This window comes from Streptomyces qinglanensis (assembly GCF_900111245.1).
In the GTDB taxonomy this organism is placed as follows: domain Bacteria; phylum Actinomycetota; class Actinomycetes; order Streptomycetales; family Streptomycetaceae; genus Streptomyces; species Streptomyces qinglanensis.
This window is the reverse complement of sequence record NZ_FOGO01000001.1, coordinates 129347-149971: the sequence shown is the minus strand read 5'-3', so window position 1 is coordinate 149971 and position 20625 is coordinate 129347. Positions and strand designations below refer to the sequence as shown.

Sequence of the window (20625 nt, the reverse complement as noted above, 5' to 3'; positions counted from 1 at the left end):
CGCCGGGAAGCCCGCCGGGAAGCCCGCCGGGCGCGTCCGGCGGCCCGCCGGTCCGCTCCGGTGCCGTGCCCACTGGTCCGTCTCCCGGGGCTCCCGGCGTGCCCTCACCGTCGGCCGTGTTGCGCGTGTCAGTCACGCCGTGCAGTCTGGCACCCGGCACCGCCCGCCACCACGGACTTACGGTCCGGTCCGCAGGGCTCAGAACAGCGGCTGCGGCAGCACGCCCTCCAGCGCGAGGAGCGCCCGCTTGGTCTCCAGCCCGCCCCCGAAGCCGCCGATCGCACCCGAGCTCTCCAGCACCCGGTGGCAGGGCACCACCACCGGCAGCGGATTGGCGCCCATGGCGGCACCGACCGCGCGGGCCGCACCGGGGTCGCCCGCCCGCACGGCGAGGTCCTGGTAGCCGACCGTCGTCCCGTACGGCACACCGGTCGCCAGCTCGCGCAGCACCCGTGCGGGGAAGCCCTCCGTCAGCGACCAGTCCAGCGGCACGGTGAAGGGCGCGGGGGAGCCGGCGAAGTAGTCGTCGAGCGCCGCCGCTGTCGCACCGAGATGTTCGGCGGCGGGCGCCGGGGCCTGCGCCGCGGGCAGCGGCCCGGCGCCCAGCCGTGCGGACAGCCGGGCGAGGGCCCGGTCGAGCGTGCGTCCCCGCGCGTGGAAGACGACGTTGGCCAGGCCCTCGGCAGTGGCCGCGAGCAGCAGCGGTCCGATGGGCGTCTCCCGCAGGGTCCAGGCCGTCGGCCGCACCGGGGTGTCAGTCATACCGGCACCCTAGAGGCGCCCACCGACAGCCGCCGCCGACGCCCGTCCGGGCCGCCCCGGCGGGGTCCTCAGCCGGTGGGCCCCGACTCCTGCACGGCGTCGCTGACCACGTCCGGCTTGTTCGAGATGATGCCGTCCACCCCCGCGTCGGCGACCTTGCGGGCGGTCTCGGCGTCGTTCACGGTCCAGGTGAAGATCTCCATCGGCTTGTGGTGCGGCCCCTTGAGGGCGTGGACGGCCTTCACGTAGTCGGCGGTGGCGTCGGCGTGGGTGGGGTTGATCTGGTCGGCGAACGCGGCGTAGTCCTTCAGCTCGGCCGCCTTGGGGGTGCCCAGGAAGCCGGTCTTCACCTCGGGGCGCTGCTGGTGCACCTTCTGCACCGCGCCCTTGTCGAAGCTCTGGACGATGAGCCGGCTCCTGGTGTGCCGGCGGTCCAGCCAGCCCTGCCGGTCGAGCTCGTCGAGGGTCTCGCGTTCGATGCCCGGGTAGAGCGCGGGGGACTTCAGCTCCAGCAGCAGGTCCTGCCCGTTCCTGGTGAGCCGGTCCAGGTACTCGCCCAGGGTGGGGATCCGCTCGCCCGCGAACTTGCTGTCCAGCCAGCTTCCGGCGTCCAGCGACTTGATCTCCTTGAGCGTGAAGTCGGAGACCTTCCACGGGCTGCGGTCCGGGAAGCGCTGCTCGACGTCCGTGGTGCGGGAGAGCGTGGTGTCGTGGATGACCAGCAGTTCGCCGTCCTTGGTGCGCTGCACGTCGTTCTCGACCCAGTCGATGCCGAGGTCGTGCGCCTTGTCGACCGCGGCCAGGGTGTTCTCCGGTGCGTAGGCGGACGCTCCCCGGTGGCCCACGGGGAGCGGGGACCGGTGCGGCTTTCTCGCGTCGGACGGGGGCTGCTGCAGCTCCGGGTCGGGGTCCTCGTCGTCGCCGAAGCCCGGGAAGACGGAGAAGTCTACGACCGGATCCGGCGTCTGTCCCGCCGGGCGTTGTGAGGCCGCGGCGGTCGGCGCGGCGGTGAGGAAGAGCGCGCTCATACCCAGCAGCGCACCTGCGGCGGCAGCGGTCAGCGGGCGTATCGACATGCGGGACTCCTCGCTTGTACCTGCACGGACTGCCGAGACAGTTCCCGATGCGCAATACAACCAAGCCAGGACAAAGTGACGTGGCGCTGAACGGACCGTGGTCAAGCCTCTGACCTGCGGCGAAGGAAATTGGCAGCTATCTGCCAGTGGGGCGTAGTTTGCGCGCGGAGCCCGTTGTCAGTGCCGAGTCGTACCGTGGTGGACATGCGGCCCAACACCGAGATCGAACGCAAGGTGGCGCCCTTCGAGGTCGTCAGTCCGTACCAGCCCAGCGGCGACCAGCCGACCGCCATCGCGGAGCTCGCGCAACGGGTCACCGCAGGTGAGAAGGATGTCGTACTGCTGGGTGCCACGGGCACCGGCAAGTCGGCCACCACGGCGTGGATGATCGAGAAGCTGCAGCGCCCGACGCTGGTGATGGCGCCGAACAAGACCCTGGCCGCACAGCTCGCCAACGAGTTCCGGGAACTGCTGCCGAACAATGCGGTCGAATACTTCGTCTCGTACTACGACTACTACCAGCCGGAGGCGTACGTCCCGCAGACGGACACCTACATCGAGAAGGACTCCTCGATCAACGAGGAGGTCGAACGGCTGCGCCACAGCGCGACGAACTCGCTGCTCACCCGGCGTGACGTCGTGGTGGTCGCCTCCGTCTCCTGCATCTACGGCCTGGGCACCCCCCAGGAGTACGTCGACCGCATGGTGCCGCTGAAGGTCGGCGAGGAGATCGACCGGGACGCGCTGCTGCGGCGCTTCGTGGACATCCAGTACCAGCGCAACGACATGTCGTTCACCAGGGGCACCTTCCGGGTCCGCGGCGACACCGTCGAGATCTTCCCGGTGTACGAGGAGCTCGCGGTCCGCATCGAGATGTTCGGGGACGAGATCGAGGCCCTCTCCACCCTCCATCCGATCACCGGCGAGGTGATCACCGAGGACCGGGAGCTGTACGTCTTCCCCGCCTCGCACTATGTGGCGGGTCCCGAGCGGATGGAGCGCGCCGTCGGGGCGATCGAGGCCGAGCTGGCCGCGACGCTGGAGTCGATGGAGAAGCAGGGCAAGCTCCTGGAGGCCCAGCGGCTGCGGATGCGGACGACGTACGACATCGAGATGATGCGGCAGATCGGCACCTGCTCGGGAATCGAGAACTACTCGCTGCACATCGACGGCCGCGACCCCGGCACGGCGCCGCACACCCTGCTGGACTACTTCCCCGAGGACTTCCTGCTGGTCATCGACGAGTCGCACCAGACGGTCCCGCAGATCGGCGCCATGTACGAGGGCGACGCCGCCCGCAAGCGCACCCTGATCGACCACGGCTTCCGCCTGCCCTCCGCGCTGGACAACCGCCCGCTGAAGTGGGAGGAGTTCCTGGAGCGCACCGACCAGACGGTCTATCTGTCGGCCACCCCCGGCCCCTACGAGCTGGCACGCTCCGACGGCTATGTGGAGCAGGTCATCCGCCCCACCGGCCTGGTCGACCCGGAGGTGGTGGTCAAGCCCACCGACGGGCAGATCGACGACCTGGTCCACGAGATCCGGCTGCGCGAGGAGCGCGACGAGCGGGTGCTGGTCACCACCCTCACCAAGAAGATGGCCGAGGACCTGACGGACTACTTCGTCGAACTCGGCATCCGGGTCCGCTACCTGCACAGCGACGTGGACACCCTGCGCCGCATCGAACTGCTGCGGGAGCTGCGCTCCGGCGAGTACGACGTGCTGGTCGGCATCAACCTGCTGCGGGAGGGGCTCGACCTGCCCGAGGTCTCCCTGGTGGCGATCCTGGACGCCGACAAGGAGGGCTTCCTGCGCTCCGGCACCTCGCTGATCCAGACGATCGGCCGTGCGGCGCGCAACGTCTCCGGACAGGTCCATATGTACGCGGACAAGGTCACCCCCGGTATGCAGCGGGCGATCGAGGAGACCAACCGGCGCCGCGAGAAGCAGGTCGCCTACAACCAGGAGCACGGCATCGATCCGGAGCCGCTGCGCAAGAAGATCGGCGACATCGTCGCGGACATCGCCCGCGAGGAGGTCGACACCGAGGCGCTGCTGGACACCGGCTACCGCCGGCGGGACGAGACGGGCAAGGGCGGCAAGGGCAAGGCCCCCACCCCCGCACTGGGCAAGGGCAAGGGCGCCGGCTCCGGGGAGCTGACCGACCGGCCGGCGGCCGAACTCGCCCAGACCATCGAGGATCTGACCGAGCGGATGCGCGCTGCCGCCGCCGAGCTCCAGTTCGAGGTCGCAGCCCGGCTGCGGGACGAGGTCGGGGAACTCAAGAAGGAGCTGCGACAGATGAAGGAGGCCGGGCTGAAGTAGCCGGGCACGGCGCTCCGCGGCCGGTGGCGCCGCGCGGAGTGTTGCAAGACCGACACAAGTCGCGGTCGGCCTCCCGGCTGCTCCGCGCTCTTGCGTAGGGTGCTGATTCTGGTGGCCGTCGGCCTGTGGCGGCCCCGGTTCAGAGAGGGGACGCACGTGTCGGTCAACTTGTCCAAGGGCCAGGGCATCAGCCTGCAGAAGAGCGATGGGGCCAGCCTCACCGCGGTGCGCATGGGCCTGGGCTGGAAGGCCGCACCGCGGCGGGGGCTGTTCGGCAAGCGCACCAAGGAGATCGACCTCGACGCCTCGGCGGTGCTCTTCGCCGACAAGCAGCCCGTCGACGTCGTCTTCTTCCGCCATCTGGTGAGCGACGACGGCTCGGTCAAGCACACCGGTGACAACCTGGTGGGCGGCTCGGGCGAGGGCGGCGACGACGAGGCGATCCTGGTGGATCTGCAGCGCGTCCCGGTCCACATCGACCAGATCGTCTTCACGGTCAACTCGTTCACCGGCCAGACCTTCGCCGAGGTCGAGAACGCCTTCTGCCGCCTCGTCGACGAGACCACCGGCCAGGAGACGGCCCGCTACACGCTCACCGGCGGCGGCCAGTACACCGCGCAGATCATGGCCAAGGTCCACCGGCAGGGCAACGGCTGGCAGATGACCGCCATCGGCGAGCCCGCCAACGGCCGGACCTTCCAGGACCTGATGCCGACGATCCTGCCGAAGCTGTGACCCGCGGGGTCCGGCCGAGGCCATGAGCCGCAAGGTCCTGCCCAGGCTGTGACCTGTGCGGTCCGGCCGAGGCCGGACCGTCCGGTCCCGCCGGGGCTGCGACCCGTCGGGTCCCGTAGACGCGATGACCGGTCCCGGACCGTCGATGTGACCGCCCCGGGCCCGCCCGAGCGGCAGCGGTCCGGCCACCGGGGTCCCGGGCGGTTCTGGCCGCCGAGTACGAGAGCCGCAGGGGAGAGGCACGACGATGACGGCCGAGTTGGTCCGGGGGCAGAACCACCCGCTGCCCGGCACCCGGATGGAGATCCGGGTGACCGCGGGTACCCCGGTCGTCGCCGGGGCGACACTCAACGACGCGCAGGGGCGGATACGGGGTGCGGAGTGGGCTGCCCACCCCGCGGCCCCGCGGCTGCCCGGGGTGGAGGTCTCCCGCCGGGCGGCGGCCGTGCACCGCCTCGCCCTCGACCCGGGGGCGCTGCCCGAGGACGTCGAACGGGTGAGCATCCTGCTGGCCCTGCCCGCCGGGGCGGGCGCTCCGACGGGATTCTCCGGCCTCCCCGCGCCCTTCCTCGCCGTCACCGGCCCGGACGGCACGGAGATCGCCAGCTACACGGTGACGGGGCTCACCACCGAGTCCGCCGTGGTCGCCCTGGAGCTGTATCTGCGCCGGGGCGTGTGGAAGGTGCGGGCCGTCGGGCAGGGGTACGCGGACGGCCTCGCGGCTCTGTTCGCCGACCAGGGACTGGCCGAGGCGCACACGTTGGCGGCCGCCGTCCAGGAGGTGGTCGCCGCCGGCGCGGACGACGCGGTCGCGCCCCCTCCGGAGGGGCCGGTCCGGCATGCCGCGGCGTCCCGCGGCACCGCGGAGGGGCCGGCTGCGGCACCGCGCCGGGGCGGGGCTTCCCTGCCGGAGGACCCGCCCCCCGCCGACCCGCCCGGTCGGTCCGTGGCTCCGTCCGGTGACACCTCTCCCGGGGGCACGATCGACTACCGCCATCCGCGCCGCGCACCGGCGGCCACCGGGACCGCGCCGCCCGGCGGTGGCTCGCCGCCGCCCGCGCCGCCCACGCAGCCCACCGCGGAGCCGGGCCCCGAGGCCGGGGCGGGCGCGGGCGCGCAACCGGTGGCGGGCGACGCTCCCGGCTGGTCGCTGGAGGAGCGGCTCCACAACCAGGTGTGGGGCATCTTCGAGGACCTGGCCCGCAGCGTGGCGGCCTACCGCTCGGCCGTCGACTTCGCCGACGCGCGCAGGGAACGCGAGCTGGACGGCGTGCTCGCCGATCCGCAGGCCCGGGTCGGCCCGGCCGCGGCGGAGGCCCGCGCCCGGGCCGAGGCCAAGCACAGCGCGCTGGCGGAGCAGGCCCGCGCCGCACTGGAGCGGGACGCGGCGCAGCTCGAGGCCGAGGCTGAGGTGGTCGAACCGGCTCTGCCCCCGGCGCTGGCCCGCTGGGACAACCCGGTCTGGCATGCCTACCGGCCGCCCACCGAGCGCCCTCTGGCGCTCCGGGTGGGCGATCTGAGCCTCCCGGAGCGCGCCGGACTGCGGGTCCCCCTGCTGGTGCGGCTGCCCCTCGAGCGGGGGCTGTGGATCGACAGCGGCCGTCCGCGGGGCGGCGCGGCGGACGCGGACGAACTGCGCCGCCTCGCGCAGTCGACCGCCGCCGCGCTGGCCGCCCGCGTCCTGGCCGTACACCCTCCGGGCGAGCTGACCCTCCGGATCATCGACCCGGCGGGCGCGGCGGCCACCGCGCTCCTTCCGCTGGTGGAGTCGGGCGTGCTGCCGGACCCGCCCGCGGCGGGCGCCTCCGGCGTCGCCCGCACCCTGGAACGGCTCACGCAGCGTGTGGACCTCGTCCGGATGGCGGTGCGCAGCGGGGCCACCGACGCGCTTCCGCCCGACCTGGACCTGGCCGACCAGCTTCTGGTCGTCCACGACTTCCCGCACGGCTTCGACGACCGCGCCGTCAACCAGTTGCGCTACCTCGCGGACGAGGGGCCCGCGGTGGGCGTCAGCCTGCTGCTGGTCGCCGACCGGGACGAGGCGCGCGGCTTCGGTCCGCTGCTCGATCCGCTGTGGCGCGCGCTGCTGCGGCTGACAGCGGTCCCGGACGACCATCTGGCCGACCCGTGGGTGGGCCACGCCTGGACGTACGAGCCGCTCCGGGTGCCCGTCGGCAGTCAGGTCGTGCCGCAGGTGCTGCGGCACGCCGCGGCCGCGCGACGCGCGGCCCACGGCTGAGAACCGCTCCCCCCGGCTGCTGAGGCCGGGGAGGGAATCCTGAGCCCGGGACCTTGCCCCGGCGCCCGCCGCCCCGCCTTCGCGGGGAGGCGGCCACCGCCCCGCCTTCGCGGGGAGGGCGAGGCCGCATGGGCTCACTCTTTACCTTTACATGGTTTTACTTTACTCTCTCTTGTATCGGAGGGGAGTATTCCCAGCCATGCGGTGATCCCGTCAGTACGGGCCGGACAGGGCGGCCCCGGGGCACCGGCCCGGCCCGCTGCGGGCGGCGGCTCCCGGGTGGAAGAGACCTCCGGCCCATGCTCGAATGCAAGCCGGAGGATCACGCGTGGACATATCCATGACCACCTGGGCGCTGACCATCGTCGGTCTGTCCGCCCTCATCGCGGTGGACTTCTTCATCGGCGGCCGCAAGCCGCACGAGGTCTCCCTCAAGGAGGCGGGCATCTGGACGACCGTCTGGATCGTCCTCGCCGCCCTCTTCGGGCTCGGTCTGTTCCTGTTCGGGAACGGCCAGGTGTCCGGCGAGTTCTTCGCGGGCTTCATCACCGAGAAGTCCCTGAGCGTCGACAACCTCTTCGTCTTCGTGCTGATCATGGCGAAGTTCGCGGTGCCGTCGATCTACCAGCAGCGGGTCCTGATGGTCGGTGTGCTGATCGCGCTGGTGCTGCGCGGTGTCTTCATCGCCGCGGGGGCCGCGATCATCTCCACCTTCTCCTGGGTCTTCTTCCTCTTCGGCGCCTTCCTGATCTGGACGGCGTGGAAGCTCGTCCAGGAGGCCCGCTCCGACGACGAGGAGGAGTTCGAGGAGAACCGGCTGCTCAAGGCCGTCGAGCGGCGCTTCCCTTCGACGGACAAGTACCACGGCACCAAGCTGTTCGTCGTCGAGAACGGCAAGCGGCTGATGACGCCGATGCTGATCGTCATGCTGGCGATCGGCACCACCGACGTGCTGTTCGCGCTGGACTCCATTCCGGCGATCTTCGGCCTCACCCAGGACCCGTACATCGTCTTCACCGCCAACGCGTTCGCCCTGATGGGGCTGCGGCAGCTCTACTTCCTGATCGGCGGCCTGCTGCAGAAGCTGGTACACCTCTCCTACGGGCTCTCGATCATCCTCGGCTTCATCGGCGTCAAGCTGGTGCTGCACGCGCTGCACGAGACCGGGGTCCACGTCCCCGAGATCAGCATCCCGGTGTCGCTGGGCGTCATCTGCGCCGTACTGGTCATCACGACGCTCACCTCGCTGGCCGCCTCCCGGAAGCAGGCGCGGGCCGCGGCCGAGGCCGAGCGCGAGGAGCGGACCCGTACGGGTCCCTGACCGCCGCTTTCCCGATCTCCGGTCCCCTGCCGGTTCTCCACGCCCGGCAGCGCCCGGAGCTCCGTCCCCCGGCCCCGCCCCGCCACTCCTTCCGGTAGGGGGCGGGGCCGGGACCGCGCCCGGTGCCGACGGAACCGGCGCGGCCCCGGCCGTCCTGCCGATCAGCGGTTGACGGTCACCCGCTGTGCGGCGCGTTCCCCGTTGACCAGCACGGCAAGGGTGACCGTGCCGGGTCTGCGCCCGGTCAGGGTGCCGTCCGACGGGTCGTAGGAGGCCACACAGCGTCCGCGGGGCACCGCGCCCTTCACGCACAGCCCCGGTGAACCGGGCCAGTCCGCGCTCACCGGCCAGCCGACCGGAACCCGGCGTGCGGTGGGCCCGCTGCCCTGCCGCACGGTCGCCGACGCGGTGGCCCGCCCGCCCACCGCGAGCCGCTCGGGCGCGTCCAGCAGCAGTGCGTCCACATGGGCGCGGGTCTGCACCGAGAGCCAGTCGCCGTCGCGCGGCCGCCCGTGGTCCACGCCGAGCAGCGACCAGCCGGTGAAGCCGCCCGCACCCGGCGGAGCGGCCGGGGCCTTGGCCGCGTTCCCGTTCACCAGGTACGGGACACCGTCCACCCGGGAGGCGTCGAAGACGCCGACGTGCCCCGCCACCAGGGCCGCGCCTTTGCCCGAACGGGACCGGAAGTCGGCCAGCCAGTCCTCCAGCAGACCGGCCTCCATCCGGTCCGTGAGCTGGCTGGCCCGCGCCGGGGTGGGATCGCGCGGCGGTACGTGCTCGACGACGGCGACGGAGTCGATGCCGCGGTCCCGGGCGGCCTCGTCCAACTGCCGACGCAGTTCCTGGAACTGGGCGTAGCCGCCGCCCCGCACCGTCAGCGACGAGGTGTCCAGCGTGATGAACCGGGTGCCGCGGTGGTCGAACGTGCGCTGCGCGGGCCCGAACTCCTGGACGAAGTGGTCGATCGAACCGCCCATCACCTCGTGGTTCCCCGGCACGTAGTACCAGTCGACCGCGTCTCCCAGCTCCTCCTCGAGCACCGTGCGCGCGAATGCCAGATCCGCCGGGGTGCCTTCGTCCACCAGATCCCCGTTGACGATCAGAAAATCGGGCCGGGCGGCGCGGATCTCGCGCAGGGTCCGGCGTGCCTGCTGCACGGCCTCGCTGTCCGGATCGCGCGCGACGAACTGCGCGTCCGACATCACCGCGAACCGCCAGTCGCGCCCGGCGGTGTCGGCGGCCGTGGAGATCAGCGGATCGTGCGGGCGCCCGACCTCCGGCAGGTCGATGTCCGGCGGCGTCCTGGCGACCAGCTCGTCCAGCACCACCGAACCCTCGTACTGCGCGGTGGGCCGGGTCTCGGCCAGGTAGAAGCGGCGCAGCGTGAGCGGATACGCCACTCCTTCGGGTACCTCGAAGGTGACCTGGCGCCAGTCCCGCCACTCCACCAGCGGGCCGCGCAGCACCTGGTCGGTGCCCGCCGCGTCCTTGAGGTGCAGCGAGGGCCAGGCGCCCGAACCGTCCCCTCTGATCCACAGGGTGAAGCTGCGCGGCTGCCCGGGGATCTCCCGCTCGGCGGGCGGGTTCGCGTAGGCGGCACGGGTGGCCGTCGAGCGGGTGAAGTCGTAGCTGAGCTCGAGCCCGCCGCCGTCCTTGCCGTCCGGTTCGGGGGCCACCGAGCCGGTGGCGCGGGCCGCGCTGAACGTCCAGTCGGACGCGTCGCCGAAGTCGGCCACCGGCTGCTCCCGCAGCCCCACGGTGACGGCCACCCGGGTCGTGTGCCCCCGCACGGTGACGGTCACCGTGCCGGACGCGGACTCCTGCCCGGAGCGGGTTTTGACGGTGAACCTGCCGTCGGCGGCGTCCTTGTCCGCGGTGACCGAGAAGAGCCCGTGGTCGTAGGACAGCCGCGCGTCCGCGGGCTCGACGGGCGCGCTGTTGCCCTCCGCGTCGTATCCGACCAGTCCGAACGACCCGCTGGCGCCACCGTCCGCCAGGCCCACCCGGTCCGTCGTGGCCCGTACCCGCTCCAGCGGCCCCAGGACCCGCAGCTTCGTGGTGCCCTCGGCACCCCCGGCGCGGGCGGTGACGGCGGTGCTGCCCGGTCGGCGGGCCCGGAAGACCCCCTGCGCGTCCACCCGGCCGACGTCCGGTCGCGCCGTCCGCCACCGGGGGTGCGGTGCCCCCCGCGCCGGGCCGTAGGTCTCGTCGTACGGGGCGGCGGTCAGCGCCCGCGTCAGCCCGGGGAAGACGCGGTCGGGATGGCCGCCCGGCACGGTGTCCGCCGTGGCCGCCTCACGCGGGTCGAGGGCCGTCTCCACCCAGAAGCCGGACAGCCGCCCCGACCCCTTCGGCGTCGTCAGCGCCAGTGCGTCGGCGACCTCCCGCTGCTCGCCGTCGGAGGGCGCGTTCTCCAACCGGAGAGCGGTTCCGCCCGGCTTCCGGGCCAGCAGTGTGGAGGAGCCGCCGCCGTCCAGGTTGAGGGCGTTGTAGGCGCCCAGTTTCTTCATCATCCGGGCGAGTTCGGTCAGCGTCACCCCGCCCGAGGCCGCCTGCCTGCCGTCCACCGTCAGCACGTGCATCGTGCCGCCGTCCTCGGAGAAGCCCACGGCGGTGCGCGGCGCCGCTGTGTTGTTCGGCCTGCCGTCCCAGTTCTGCGCAGTACCGTCCTCGACCAGGACCCCGCGCCCGCCGACCGCCGTGCGCGGCAGCGGGGAGCCGTCGTCGGTGCGCATCCGGTAGGCCACCTCGACCGGGTCGCCCGGGTGCAGCGCGGCGAGCCGCTCGGCGCCGTCGCCCCGGCCCAGCAGGATGCTCACCCCCTCCGGGATCTCGCCCTTGCCGGGCTTCCGGGCCACCGAGGTGACGTCACCGTCCCGCACGGCCACCTCCGTGACCTCGGGATCCTGGTCGACTGTCAGCGCCCGGTCGGCGCTGCCCCAGTCCGCGTCGTACAGCCCGATGCCGTCCTCCGCCACATCGGCGGCGTCCCGGCCCCCGAGCGGCACGTCGCCCGTCGGGAGGGTGACCGTGCCCTCGAAGTACAGGTCCAGGATGCGTCCCGCCGCGTCCGGCCCGATGCCGACCGCCTCGGAGACCCCGGGCGCGGGGGAGTGGACGGGCTTGCCGTCCCGTACGCCGGGGCCGAGCGGGGCGCCGGTCTCGTTGATGTCGAAGAAGTCGGCGTTGAGCGCCGCGATGGTGCGGCGTCCCGGTCCGGGATCGTGCTCCGCGGCCAGGTCGCCGACCGTCCGGCGTTCGGTGACCTTGCCGGAGGAGAGGTAGTCGGCTGTCGTCCCGGTCCGGGCCCGGCCCAGATCGAGGGTGAGCGCGTCCGCGCGCAGCCAGCTGTCCGGTTCGAGCCGGTCGAAGGAGGTGAGCTTCGCACCCGGCGCGAGGGGCCGGGTGGTGCGGGAGAGTTCCATGCCGTCGCCGGCCGGCCCGGGGCCGGTCCGGTGTCCGGCGGTGGCGGCCGCGGCCGGCCGGGGCGGGTGCTGCTCCACCGCGGCCCGGGCCGTACCGGCCGACAGCAGGCCGGCCAGCAGCGCGGCGGCGGTCGCCACCGGGAGCAGCGGAGCGGCGAGTCTTGCGCGAGCGTGGACCTGTCTCACAACGTCCCCCACAAAGACCAGTGTTCTCGGCACTTTCTGCGCACAGTGCCGCACAGGGTCCCAAGGGGGACCGGTCTACACCAGAGGTCCGGAGCGAAGTCGGGGGAAACGCTGCGTATCTTCCACCGGTTGGCCGCAGGGCAGGCACGCCCGGCGGAGCGGCGGATCGTCCGACTGCGGGCCGCCGCCGACCGCTGCCGGCCGCAGGGCGCCCGGTGCGGTCCGCACCGGGCGTGGCCTCGTACCGGGCGTGGCCCGCCGTCCCCGGACCGGGCATCCCGGACCGGAGCGCGCTCTCGCCGCGAGCGTCTCAGCCCGCGACGAGCTTCCCCTGCTCCACCTTCACCGGTACCGCCGGCAGCGCCTCGGTGGCGGGACCCTGCGCGACCTTCCCCGAGTCCACGTGGAAGCGGCTTCCGTGCAGCGGGCAGACCGCCACCTCGCCGTCGATCTCGCCCAGGAGGCTGCCCTGGTGGGTGCAGATCGCGCTGAATCCTTTGAAGTCGCCCTTCTCCGGCTGGGCGACCAGCACCTTCTGCTCGGCGTACAGCTTCGCGCCGCCCACCGGCACGGCTTCCGCGTCGCCCAGCTCGACCGGCTCGTCGGGGGCGGACCCCGACGTGTCCTTCCCGGAGTCACCGCCGCACCCGGCGGTGGTCAGTCCCAGCGCGGCCAGCGCGGCCCCGCACAGCACGGTGCGGCGCGTGGCCGGCGATTCCTTGCTCGTCGTCACGCGCCGCACTCTACGTCCGGCCCGCCGCCCCGCGCACCTGACCGGCGCTACGCACGGGTCAGGGCAGTGCGCCGGGTCAGCGCTTGCGGGCGGCCTTTCCGGCGGTGGCCCCCGCCGCGGTCTTCTTCGCGGGGGCCTTCTTGGCAGCCGCCTTCTTCGCGGGGGCCTTCTTGGCGGCGGTCTTCTTCGCGGGCGCCTTCCCCGCCGCGGGCCGCAGCGGGACGGACGCGTCGCTGACGCGGTCGCCCAGCACGTCGCGGAGGAACTTCCCGGTGTGGCTGGCGGGCTCTGCCGCGACCTGCTCCGGGGTGCCCTCGGCGACCACCAGGCCGCCGCCGTTGCCGCCCTCCGGGCCGAGGTCGACGACCCAGTCCGCGGTCTTGATGACGTCGAGGTTGTGCTCGATCACCATGACCGAGTTGCCCTTGTCCACCAGGCCCTCCAGGACGCCGATCAACTTCCTGATGTCCTCGAAGTGGAGGCCGGTCGTCGGCTCGTCCAGGACGTAGACGGTCCGTCCTGTGGAGCGCTTCTGCAGCTCGCTGGCGAGCTTCACCCGCTGCGCCTCACCGCCCGAGAGGGTCGGTGCGGACTGCCCGAGCCGCACGTATCCCAGGCCGACGTCGTTGAGCGTCCGCAGATGGCGGGCGATGCCCGGCACCGCCTCGAAGAAGTCCAGGGCCTGCTCGATCGGCATGTCCAGGACCTCGGCGATGTTCTTGCCCTTGTAGTGCACCTCCAGGGTCTCCCGGTTGTAGCGCGCACCGTGGCAGACCTCGCAGGGGACGTACACGTCCGGCAGGAAGTTCATCTCGATCTTGATGGTGCCGTCGCCGGCGCAGTTCTCGCAGCGGCCGCCCTTGACGTTGAAGGAGAACCGGCCCTGCTGGTAGCCGCGCACCTTCGCCTCGGTCGTCTCGGCGAACAGCTTGCGCACGTGGTCGAAGACCCCGGTGTAGGTGGCCGGGTTGGAGCGCGGGGTACGGCCGATGGGCGACTGGTCGACGTGCACGACCTTGTCCACGAGGTCGTCGCCCTCGACCCGGGTGTGCCGGCCGGGCACCGCCTTGGCGCCGTTCAGCTCGCGGGCGAGATGCGTGTAGAGGATGTCGTTGACCAGCGTCGACTTCCCCGAGCCCGACACGCCCGTGATGGCCGTCAGCACGCCGAGCGGGAAGGAGACGTCGACGTCGCGCAGGTTGTTCTCCCGCGCCCCGCGGACCGTCAACTGCCGTGCCGGGTCGGCTGGACGGCGCACCTCGGGAGTGGGGATCTCGCGCTTGCCGGTCAGATAGTCGCCGGTGACGGAGTCCTCGTTGGCCAGCAGCTCCTTCAACGGTCCGCTGTGCACCACCTTGCCGCCGTGCTCGCCCGCGCCCGGACCGATGTCCACCACCCAGTCGGCCGCCTTGATGGTGTCCTCGTCGTGCTCGACGACGATGAGGGTGTTGCCCAGGTCCCGCAGCCGCACCAGGGTCTCGATCAGCCGGTGGTTGTCGCGCTGGTGCAGTCCGATGGACGGCTCGTCCAGCACGTAGAGCACCCCGACCAGCCCGGAGCCGATCTGGGTGGCGAGCCGGATGCGCTGCGCCTCCCCGCCGGAGAGGGTGCCGGCGGCCCGGTTGAGCGTCAGGTAGTCCAGGCCGACGTCCACCAGGAAGCGCAGCCGCTCGTTGACCTCCTTGAGCACCCGCTCGGCGATCTGCTTGTCCCGCCCGGTCAGCGTCAGTTCGCGCAGGAAATCGGCGCACTCGGTGATCGACATCGCGGAGACCTCCGCGATGGACTTGTTCTGCACGGTGACGGCCAGCACCAGCGGCTTGAGCCGGGTGCCCTCGCAGGCCGGGCAGTTCACCTCGCGCATGTAGCCCTCGAAGCGCTCCCGGCTGCTGTCGGTCTCCGCCTCGGAGTGCCGCCGCTTGACGAACGGGACCACGCCCTCGAAGGCGGTCGTGTAGGCGCGCTCGCGGCCGTACCGGTTGCGGTACCGGACCTCGACCTGGGTCTTGTGGCCGTGCAGCAGGGCCTTCTTGGCACGGGCCGGGAGGCCCGCCCACGGGATGTCGGTGCGGAAGCCGAGCGCGTCGGCCAGCGCGCCGATGAGACGGCCGAAGTACTCCTTGGTGTGTCCGTGCGACCACGGGTGCAGCGCGCCCTCGTCCAGCGACTTGTCCTCGTCCGGGACGATCAGCTCCGGGTCGACCTCCATCCGGGTGCCGATGCCGGTGCACACCTGGCAGGCGCCGAAGGGCGAGTTGAAGGAGAAGGAGCGCGGCTCCAGCTCCTCGAAGGAGAGGTCGTCGTAGGGGCAGTACAGATGCTCGGAGTACATCCGCTCGCGCTGCGGGTCGTCCGGCTCCAGGTCGACGAAGTCGAGGATGATCATGCCGCCGGAGAGGCCGAGCGCCGTCTCCACCGAATCGGTGAGCCGCCGCTTGGCGCTGCCCTTGACGGTCAGGCGGTCGACGACCACCTCGATGGTGTGCTTCTCCTGCTTCTTCAGCTTCGGCGGCTCGGAGAGCTGGACGGTCTGCCCGTCGACCCGGGCACGGCTGTAGCCCTTGGTCTGCAGCTCGTTGAAGAGGTCGACGAACTCGCCCTTGCGCTCGCGCACCAGCGGCGAGAGCACCTGGAAGCGGCTGCCCTCCTCCAGGCCGAGCACCTTGTCCACGATGGCCTGCGGCGACTGGCGGGCGATCGGGCGGCCGCAGACGGGGCAGTGCGGCTTGCCGATGCGTGCGTAGAGCAGCCGCAGGTAGTCGTAGACCTCGGTGATGGTGCCGACCGTCGACCGCGGGTTGCGCGAGGTCGACTTCTGGTCGATGGAGACGGCGGGGGAGAGCCCTTCGATGAAATCGACGTCGGGCTTGTCCATCTGCCCGAGGAACTGCCGTGCGTAGGCGGAGAGCGACTCCACGTAGCGCCGCTGGCCCTCCGCGAAGATCGTGTCGAAGGCGAGCGAGGACTTGCCCGAGCCCGAGAGCCCCGTGAAGACGATGAGCGAGTCGCGGGGGAGGTCTATCGAGACGTTGCGGAGGTTGTGCTCGCGAGCGCCACGGACGAGAAGACGGTCGGCCACGCCTGTTGGCACCTTTCGTGTGGGAAGGGGGGAGCCCGCGTCGAGCGGGAGTCCCCGACCAAGAGTAGGACGGCGCCGCCCGGAGTGTCGTTCGCCTCGGGTTCGGGAGCCGGGCTCGACCATATAGCACGTTCATTCGAATCGCGGCGGATCCGGCTGTCTTCCCCTCGAACGAGGGACGCCAGTAGCTTTGGATCATGACCACGCCTGCGACCACGCCCGTCCACGACACCGAACTCCTGCGGAGTGCGACCGGTCACCTGCTCGCCGCTGCCGCCGGGCTGACGGCTGCCGAGGCGGCCGAGCCCTCCCACCTTCCCGGCTGGACCCGTGCCCACGTGCTCACCCATCTCGCCCGGAACGCCGACGCGCTCGTCAACGTGCTCGCGGGCGAACCCATGTACGCCGGTGCCGAGGCCCGCGACGCGGACATCGCACGCGGAGCCGGCCGCTCCCCCGAGGCGCTCGCCGACGATGTGCGCACCAGCGCGGCCCGCCTGGAGCGCGCCTTCGCGGCCCTCGGCGCCGAGGAGTGGCACCACACCGTCACCCTCCGCAACGGTGTGACGGACCGCGTCTCCTCGCTGCCCTTCCGCCGCTGGATCGAGGTCGAGCTGCACCACGTGGACCTCGGGGTCGGCTACACGCTGGAGGACCTGCCGGGTGCCTTCGTGGACCGCGAGCTGGCCAACATGGCACGCCGCTTCGCCGGGCACCCCGACATCCCCGTCGCCGTCGAGCTGCGCGCGGAGGACGGCAGGAGCTGGCGCACCGGCGCCGCGGAGCCGGGCGGCGAAGGGCCCTTCGTCGTCGCCGGGAGCCCCGTCGCGCTGGTCGGCTGGCTGACCGGCCGGACGAACGGCAGCGGCCTCTCGGCGCGGGGTTCGCTGCCCGCGCTGCCCGCGCTCTAGGGTTGCCGTATGCCTTACAGCGGAACGGTACAGGTCGGCGGCCCCGCGGACGTGCACGAGCTGCGGGACCTGATGATCTCCAAGGTCGCCGTCGGCCCCATGGACAACAACGCGTACCTGCTGCGCTGCCGGGCCACCGGAGAGCAGCTCCTGATCGACGCCGCGAACGACGCGGGCACCCTGCTGGAGCTCATCGGTGACGACGGCATCGCCTCGGTCGTCACCACGCACCGGCACGGCGACCACTGGCAGGCGCTCGCGGAGGTGGTGGACGCCACCGGAGCGCGCACCTGCGCCGGCCGGTACGACGCGGAGGGCATCCCGGTCCCCACGGACGTACCGCTGGAGGACGGGGACACCCTGCGGGTGGGCGAGGTCGAGCTGACCGCGCGCCATCTGACCGGGCACACGCCCGGCTCGATCGCCCTGGTCTACGACGATCCGAGCGGCCACCCGCACCTGTTCACCGGCGACTGCCTCTTCCCCGGCGGGGTGGGCAACACCTTCGGCAACGCCGACCACTTCGTCCAGCTCATCGACGACGTGGAGGCCAAACTGTTCGACCGGCTCCCCGACGAGACCTGGGTCTACCCCGGTCACGGCGGGGACACGACGCTGGGCGCCGAGCGCCCGCACCTTGCCGAGTGGCGCGAGCGCGGCTGGTAGCCCGCGAGGCGGTGCCGGGACAGGCGCCCGGCACCGCCGCCGCGCGCCGGCACCCGGCGGCCGTGCGCTGATCGCTGTCACCCGGCGCCAGTAGGGTGGGTCACATGGCAGACCCCTCCACCTACCGTCCGAAACCGGGAGAGATCCCCGACTCGCCCGGGGTCTACCGCTTCCGCGACGAGCACCGCCGGGTGATCTACGTCGGCAAGGCGAAGAGCCTGCGCCAGCGGCTCAACAACTACTTCCAGGACCTCGCCGGGCTGCACCCGCGCACCCGCACGATGGTCACGACGGCCGCCTCCGTCGAGTGGACGGTCGTCGGCACCGAGGTGGAGGCCCTCCAGCTCGAGTACACCTGGATCCAGGAGTTCGCCCCCCGGTTCAACGTCAAGTACCGCGACGACAAGAGCTATCCGTCGCTCGCGGTGACGATGAACGAGGAGTTCCCCCGCGTCCAGGTGATGCGCGGCCCCAAGAAGAAGGGGGTGCGCTACTTCGGCCCGTACGGGCAGGCATGGGCCATCCGCGAGACGGTCGACCTGATGCTGCGGGTGTTCCCCGTGCGCACCTGCTCGGCGGGCGTGTTCAAGCGCTCGGCGCAGATCGGCCGGCCCTGCCTGCTCGGCTACATCGGCAAGTGCTCGGCGCCTTGCGTGGGCCGGGTCACCCCCGAGGAGCACCGCGAACTCGCCGAGGAGTTCTGCGACTTCATGGCCGGGCACACCGGTTCCTACCTGCGCCGCCTGGAGCGCGAGATGCAGGAGGCGGCCGAGGAGCTGGAGTACGAGCGGGCGGCGCGGCTGCGGGACGACATCGACGCGCTCAAGCGCGCCATGGAGAAGAACGCGGTCGTGCTCGCCGACGCCACCGACGCCGACCTGATCGCGGTGGCCGAGGACGAGCTGGAGGCGGCCGTCCAGATCTTCCACGTCCGCGGCGGCCGGGTGCGCGGCCAGCGCGGCTGGGTCACCGACAAGGTCGAGGCCGTCGGCACCGCCGAGTTGGTCGAACACGCGCTGCAGCAGCTCTACGGCGCCGAGCAGGGGGACGCGGCCACCGGCGGCGGCAGCGGCGGTGTGCCCAAGGAGGTGCTGGTCCCGGCGCTGCCCGAGCCGGCCGGACCGATAGCGCAGTGGCTCTCCGAGCGCCGGGGGGCGCAGGTGAGCCTGCGGGTACCGCAGCGCGGCGACAAGCGGGCCCTGATGGAGACGGTCGACCGCAACGCGCAGCACGCCCTGGTGCTGCACAAGACCAAGCGCGCCTCCGACCTGACCACCCGCTCCCGGGCCCTGGAGGAGATCGCCGAGGCGCTGGACCTGGACTCGGCGCCGCTGCGCGTCGAGTGCTTCGACATCTCGCACCTGCAGGGCGACGACGTGGTGGCCTCCATGGTGGTCTTCGAGGACGGGCTGGCGCGGAAGAGCGAGTACCGCCGCTTCCAGATCAAGTCCTTCGCGGGCCAGGACGACGTGCGTGCCATGCACGAGGTCGTCAGCCGCCGCTTCCGCCGCTACCTGGTGGAGAAGCAGCGCACCGGCGAGTGGCCGGACGAGGAGCTCGGCGGCGAGCTGGAGTCGGGGCCCGTCCCCGAGCCGCCCGAGGCGGGGGAGCCGGCCGCCGCGCGGCAGCCGGCCCAGGGTGCCGGCCGGGACGAGGACGGCCGCCCCAAGAAGTTCGCCTACCCTCCGCAACTGATCGTGGTCGACGGTGGCCAACCGCAGGTGGCGGCCGCGCAGGCGGCTCTGGAGGAGCTCGGCATCGACGACGTCGCCGTCTGCGGCCTGGCCAAGCGGCTGGAGGAGGTCTGGCTGCCGGGCGAGAGCGACCCGGTGGTGCTGCCGCGCAGCAGCGAGGGCCTCTACCTGCTGCAGCGCGTCCGCGACGAGGCGCACCGCTTCGCGATCCGCTACCAGCGCGGCAAACGCGGCAAGCGGCTGCGCGGCAGCCCGCTGGACGCCGTCCCCGGGCTGGGCGAGACCCGCAAGAAGGCCCTGCTCAAGCACTTCGGTTCGGTCAAGAAGCTGCGGGCGGCCTCGGTGGAGGAGATCTCCCAGGTCCCGGGGGTGGGCCGGAAGACGGCCGAGACGGTGGCCGCGGCGCTGTCCGGCACCGCCGCCGGCCCGGCGGTGAATACCGCGACCGGTGAGATCGTTGAAGATGAGTGAAATGTGGCGCCGAGACCGCCATCGGTACGAAGATCGACACATCGGGGGATGACAGCATGAGCGCGGAACGCGAGCAGCGCGGAGACGGAGCAGTGGTGAGTACCCTCGACCCGGCCCAGCCGGAGGAGGCGGGCGCGACGATCCCGGAGCTGGTGATCATCTCCGGGATGTCGGGCGCCGGCCGCAGCACCGCAGCCAAATGCCTGGAGGACCTCGGCTGGTTCGTCGTCGACAACCTGCCGCCCGAGCTGATCCCCACGATGGTCGAGCTCGGGGCCCGCTCCCAGGGCAACGTGGCGCGGATCGCCGTGGTGGTCGACGTGCGCGGCCGCAACTTCTTCGACAACCTCAAGGGCGCCCTGGCCGATCTGGCGGCCTACCACGTCTCCCGGCGGGTCGTCTTCCTGGAGGCGTCGGACGAGGCCCTGGTGCGCCGCTTCGAGTCGGTGCGCCGCCCGCACCCGCTCCAGGGCGACGGGCGCATCGTGGACGGCATCGCGGCCGAGCGCGACCTGCTGCGCGAGCTGCGCGGCGACGCCGACCTGGTGATCGACACCTCCGGGCTGAACGTGCACGAGCTGCGCGCCAAGCTGGACGCCCGGTTCGCGGGCGAGGAGGAGCCCGAACTGCGCGCCACGGTGATGTCCTTCGGCTACAAGTACGGCCTGCCGGTGGACGCCGACCTGGTGGTCGACTGCCGCTTCCTGCCCAACCCGCACTGGGTTCCCGAGCTGCGCCCCTACACGGGCACCAGCGAGGAGGTCTCCAACTACGTCTTCAACCAGCCCGGTGCCAAGGAGTTCCTGGACCGCTACACCGAGTTGCTGCAGCTGATCGCGGCGGGCTACCGCAGGGAGGGCAAGCGGTACGTCACCGTGGCCGTCGGCTGCACCGGCGGCAAGCACCGCAGCGTCGCCATGTCCGAGAAGCTCGCCCGCAGACTCTCCGACGGGGGCGTGGAGACGGTGGTCGTCCACCGTGACATGGGGCGCGAGTGACGCC

Annotated in this window: 13 protein-coding genes; 8 read left to right on the top strand and 5 right to left on the bottom strand. The window is 72.2% G+C overall.

The features are described 5' to 3' along the window. Nucleotides 1-198 precede the first annotated feature (198 nt). Nucleotides 199-762, bottom strand: a complete 564-nt coding sequence (locus tag BMX65_RS00670) for a methylated-DNA--[protein]-cysteine S-methyltransferase (RefSeq protein ID WP_074998133.1) — start codon at nt 760-762, stop codon at nt 199-201. A gap of 68 nt (nt 763-830) precedes the next feature. Beyond that, nucleotides 831-1838, bottom strand: coding sequence for a glycerophosphodiester phosphodiesterase (locus BMX65_RS00665; RefSeq protein ID WP_074998132.1), 1008 nt, complete (start codon nt 1836-1838; stop codon nt 831-833). 204 nt (nt 1839-2042) lie between these two features. Between BMX65_RS00665 and uvrB the strand changes: the two genes are divergently transcribed. The 4 genes from uvrB (at nt 2043) to BMX65_RS00645 (ending at nt 8458) form a co-directional block, all read left to right on the top strand. Then, on the top strand, nt 2043-4163 hold the full coding sequence (gene uvrB, locus BMX65_RS00660; RefSeq protein ID WP_074998707.1) for an excinuclease ABC subunit UvrB: 2121 nt from the start codon (nt 2043-2045) through the stop codon (nt 4161-4163). Nucleotides 4164-4319: 156 nt separating this feature from the next. Next, nucleotides 4320-4898, top strand: a complete 579-nt coding sequence (locus BMX65_RS00655) for a TerD family protein (RefSeq protein ID WP_074998706.1) — start codon at nt 4320-4322, stop codon at nt 4896-4898. Between the two features lie 247 nt (nt 4899-5145). Next, on the top strand, nt 5146-7137 hold the full coding sequence (locus BMX65_RS00650; protein ID WP_074998131.1) for a TerD family protein: 1992 nt from the start codon (nt 5146-5148) through the stop codon (nt 7135-7137). Between the two features lie 328 nt (nt 7138-7465). After that, a complete protein-coding gene (locus BMX65_RS00645) occupies nt 7466-8458 on the top strand; it encodes a TerC family protein (RefSeq protein WP_074998130.1) in 993 nt (330 codons plus the stop codon). A 161-nt stretch (nt 8459-8619) separates the two neighbouring features. Here the strand turns inward: BMX65_RS00645 and BMX65_RS00640 are convergent, their stop codons facing one another. The 3 genes from BMX65_RS00640 to uvrA form a co-directional block, all read right to left on the bottom strand. After that, nucleotides 8620-12021, bottom strand: a complete 3402-nt coding sequence (locus tag BMX65_RS00640) for a phosphodiester glycosidase family protein (protein ID WP_074998129.1) — start codon at nt 12019-12021, stop codon at nt 8620-8622. A gap of 358 nt (nt 12022-12379) precedes the next feature. Next, nucleotides 12380-12811 (bottom strand): Rieske (2Fe-2S) protein, encoded by a 432-nt coding sequence (locus tag BMX65_RS00635; protein ID WP_177214167.1) that lies wholly within the window; start codon nt 12809-12811, stop codon nt 12380-12382. A 67-nt stretch (nt 12812-12878) separates the two neighbouring features. Continuing rightward, nucleotides 12879-15881: an excinuclease ABC subunit UvrA gene (gene uvrA / locus BMX65_RS00630; RefSeq protein WP_074998128.1), complete on the bottom strand. Its 3003-nt coding sequence runs from the start codon at nt 15879-15881 to the stop codon at nt 12879-12881. Between the two features lie 197 nt (nt 15882-16078). On the opposite strand from uvrA, the gene BMX65_RS00625 reads away from it, so the two are divergent. The 4 genes from BMX65_RS00625 (at nt 16079) to rapZ (ending at nt 20621) form a co-directional block, all read left to right on the top strand. Beyond that, entirely contained in the window at nt 16079-16792 is a 714-nt protein-coding gene (locus BMX65_RS00625) for a maleylpyruvate isomerase family mycothiol-dependent enzyme (RefSeq protein ID WP_074998127.1), read from the top strand. Nucleotides 16793-16801: 9 nt separating this feature from the next. Next, on the top strand, nt 16802-17458 hold the full coding sequence (locus BMX65_RS00620) for an MBL fold metallo-hydrolase (protein ID WP_074998126.1): 657 nt from the start codon (nt 16802-16804) through the stop codon (nt 17456-17458). 104 nt (nt 17459-17562) lie between these two features. After that, nucleotides 17563-19623: an excinuclease ABC subunit UvrC gene (uvrC, locus tag BMX65_RS00615; RefSeq protein WP_074998125.1), complete on the top strand. Its 2061-nt coding sequence runs from the start codon at nt 17563-17565 to the stop codon at nt 19621-19623. Between the two features lie 56 nt (nt 19624-19679). Next, nucleotides 19680-20621, top strand: coding sequence for an RNase adapter RapZ (gene rapZ, locus BMX65_RS00610; RefSeq protein ID WP_074998124.1), 942 nt, complete (start codon nt 19680-19682; stop codon nt 20619-20621). Nucleotides 20622-20625 lie beyond the last annotated feature (4 nt).

Excerpts from the sequence above, each read along its gene's own strand:
- BMX65_RS00670 (WP_074998133.1), bottom strand. The coding sequence starts at position 762 with ATGACTGACACCCCGGTGCGGCCGACGGCCTGGACCCTGCGGGAGACG.
- BMX65_RS00665 (WP_074998132.1), bottom strand. The coding sequence starts at position 1,838 with ATGTCGATACGCCCGCTGACCGCTGCCGCCGCAGGTGCGCTGCTGGGT.
- uvrB (WP_074998707.1), top strand. The coding sequence starts at position 2,043 with ATGCGGCCCAACACCGAGATCGAACGCAAGGTGGCGCCCTTCGAGGTC.
- BMX65_RS00650 (WP_074998131.1), top strand. The coding sequence starts at position 5,146 with ATGACGGCCGAGTTGGTCCGGGGGCAGAACCACCCGCTGCCCGGCACC.
- BMX65_RS00625 (WP_074998127.1), top strand. The coding sequence starts at position 16,079 with ATGACCACGCCTGCGACCACGCCCGTCCACGACACCGAACTCCTGCGG.
- BMX65_RS00620 (WP_074998126.1), top strand. The coding sequence starts at position 16,802 with ATGCCTTACAGCGGAACGGTACAGGTCGGCGGCCCCGCGGACGTGCAC.
- uvrC (WP_074998125.1), top strand. The coding sequence starts at position 17,563 with ATGGCAGACCCCTCCACCTACCGTCCGAAACCGGGAGAGATCCCCGAC.
- rapZ (WP_074998124.1), top strand. The coding sequence starts at position 19,680 with ATGAGCGCGGAACGCGAGCAGCGCGGAGACGGAGCAGTGGTGAGTACC.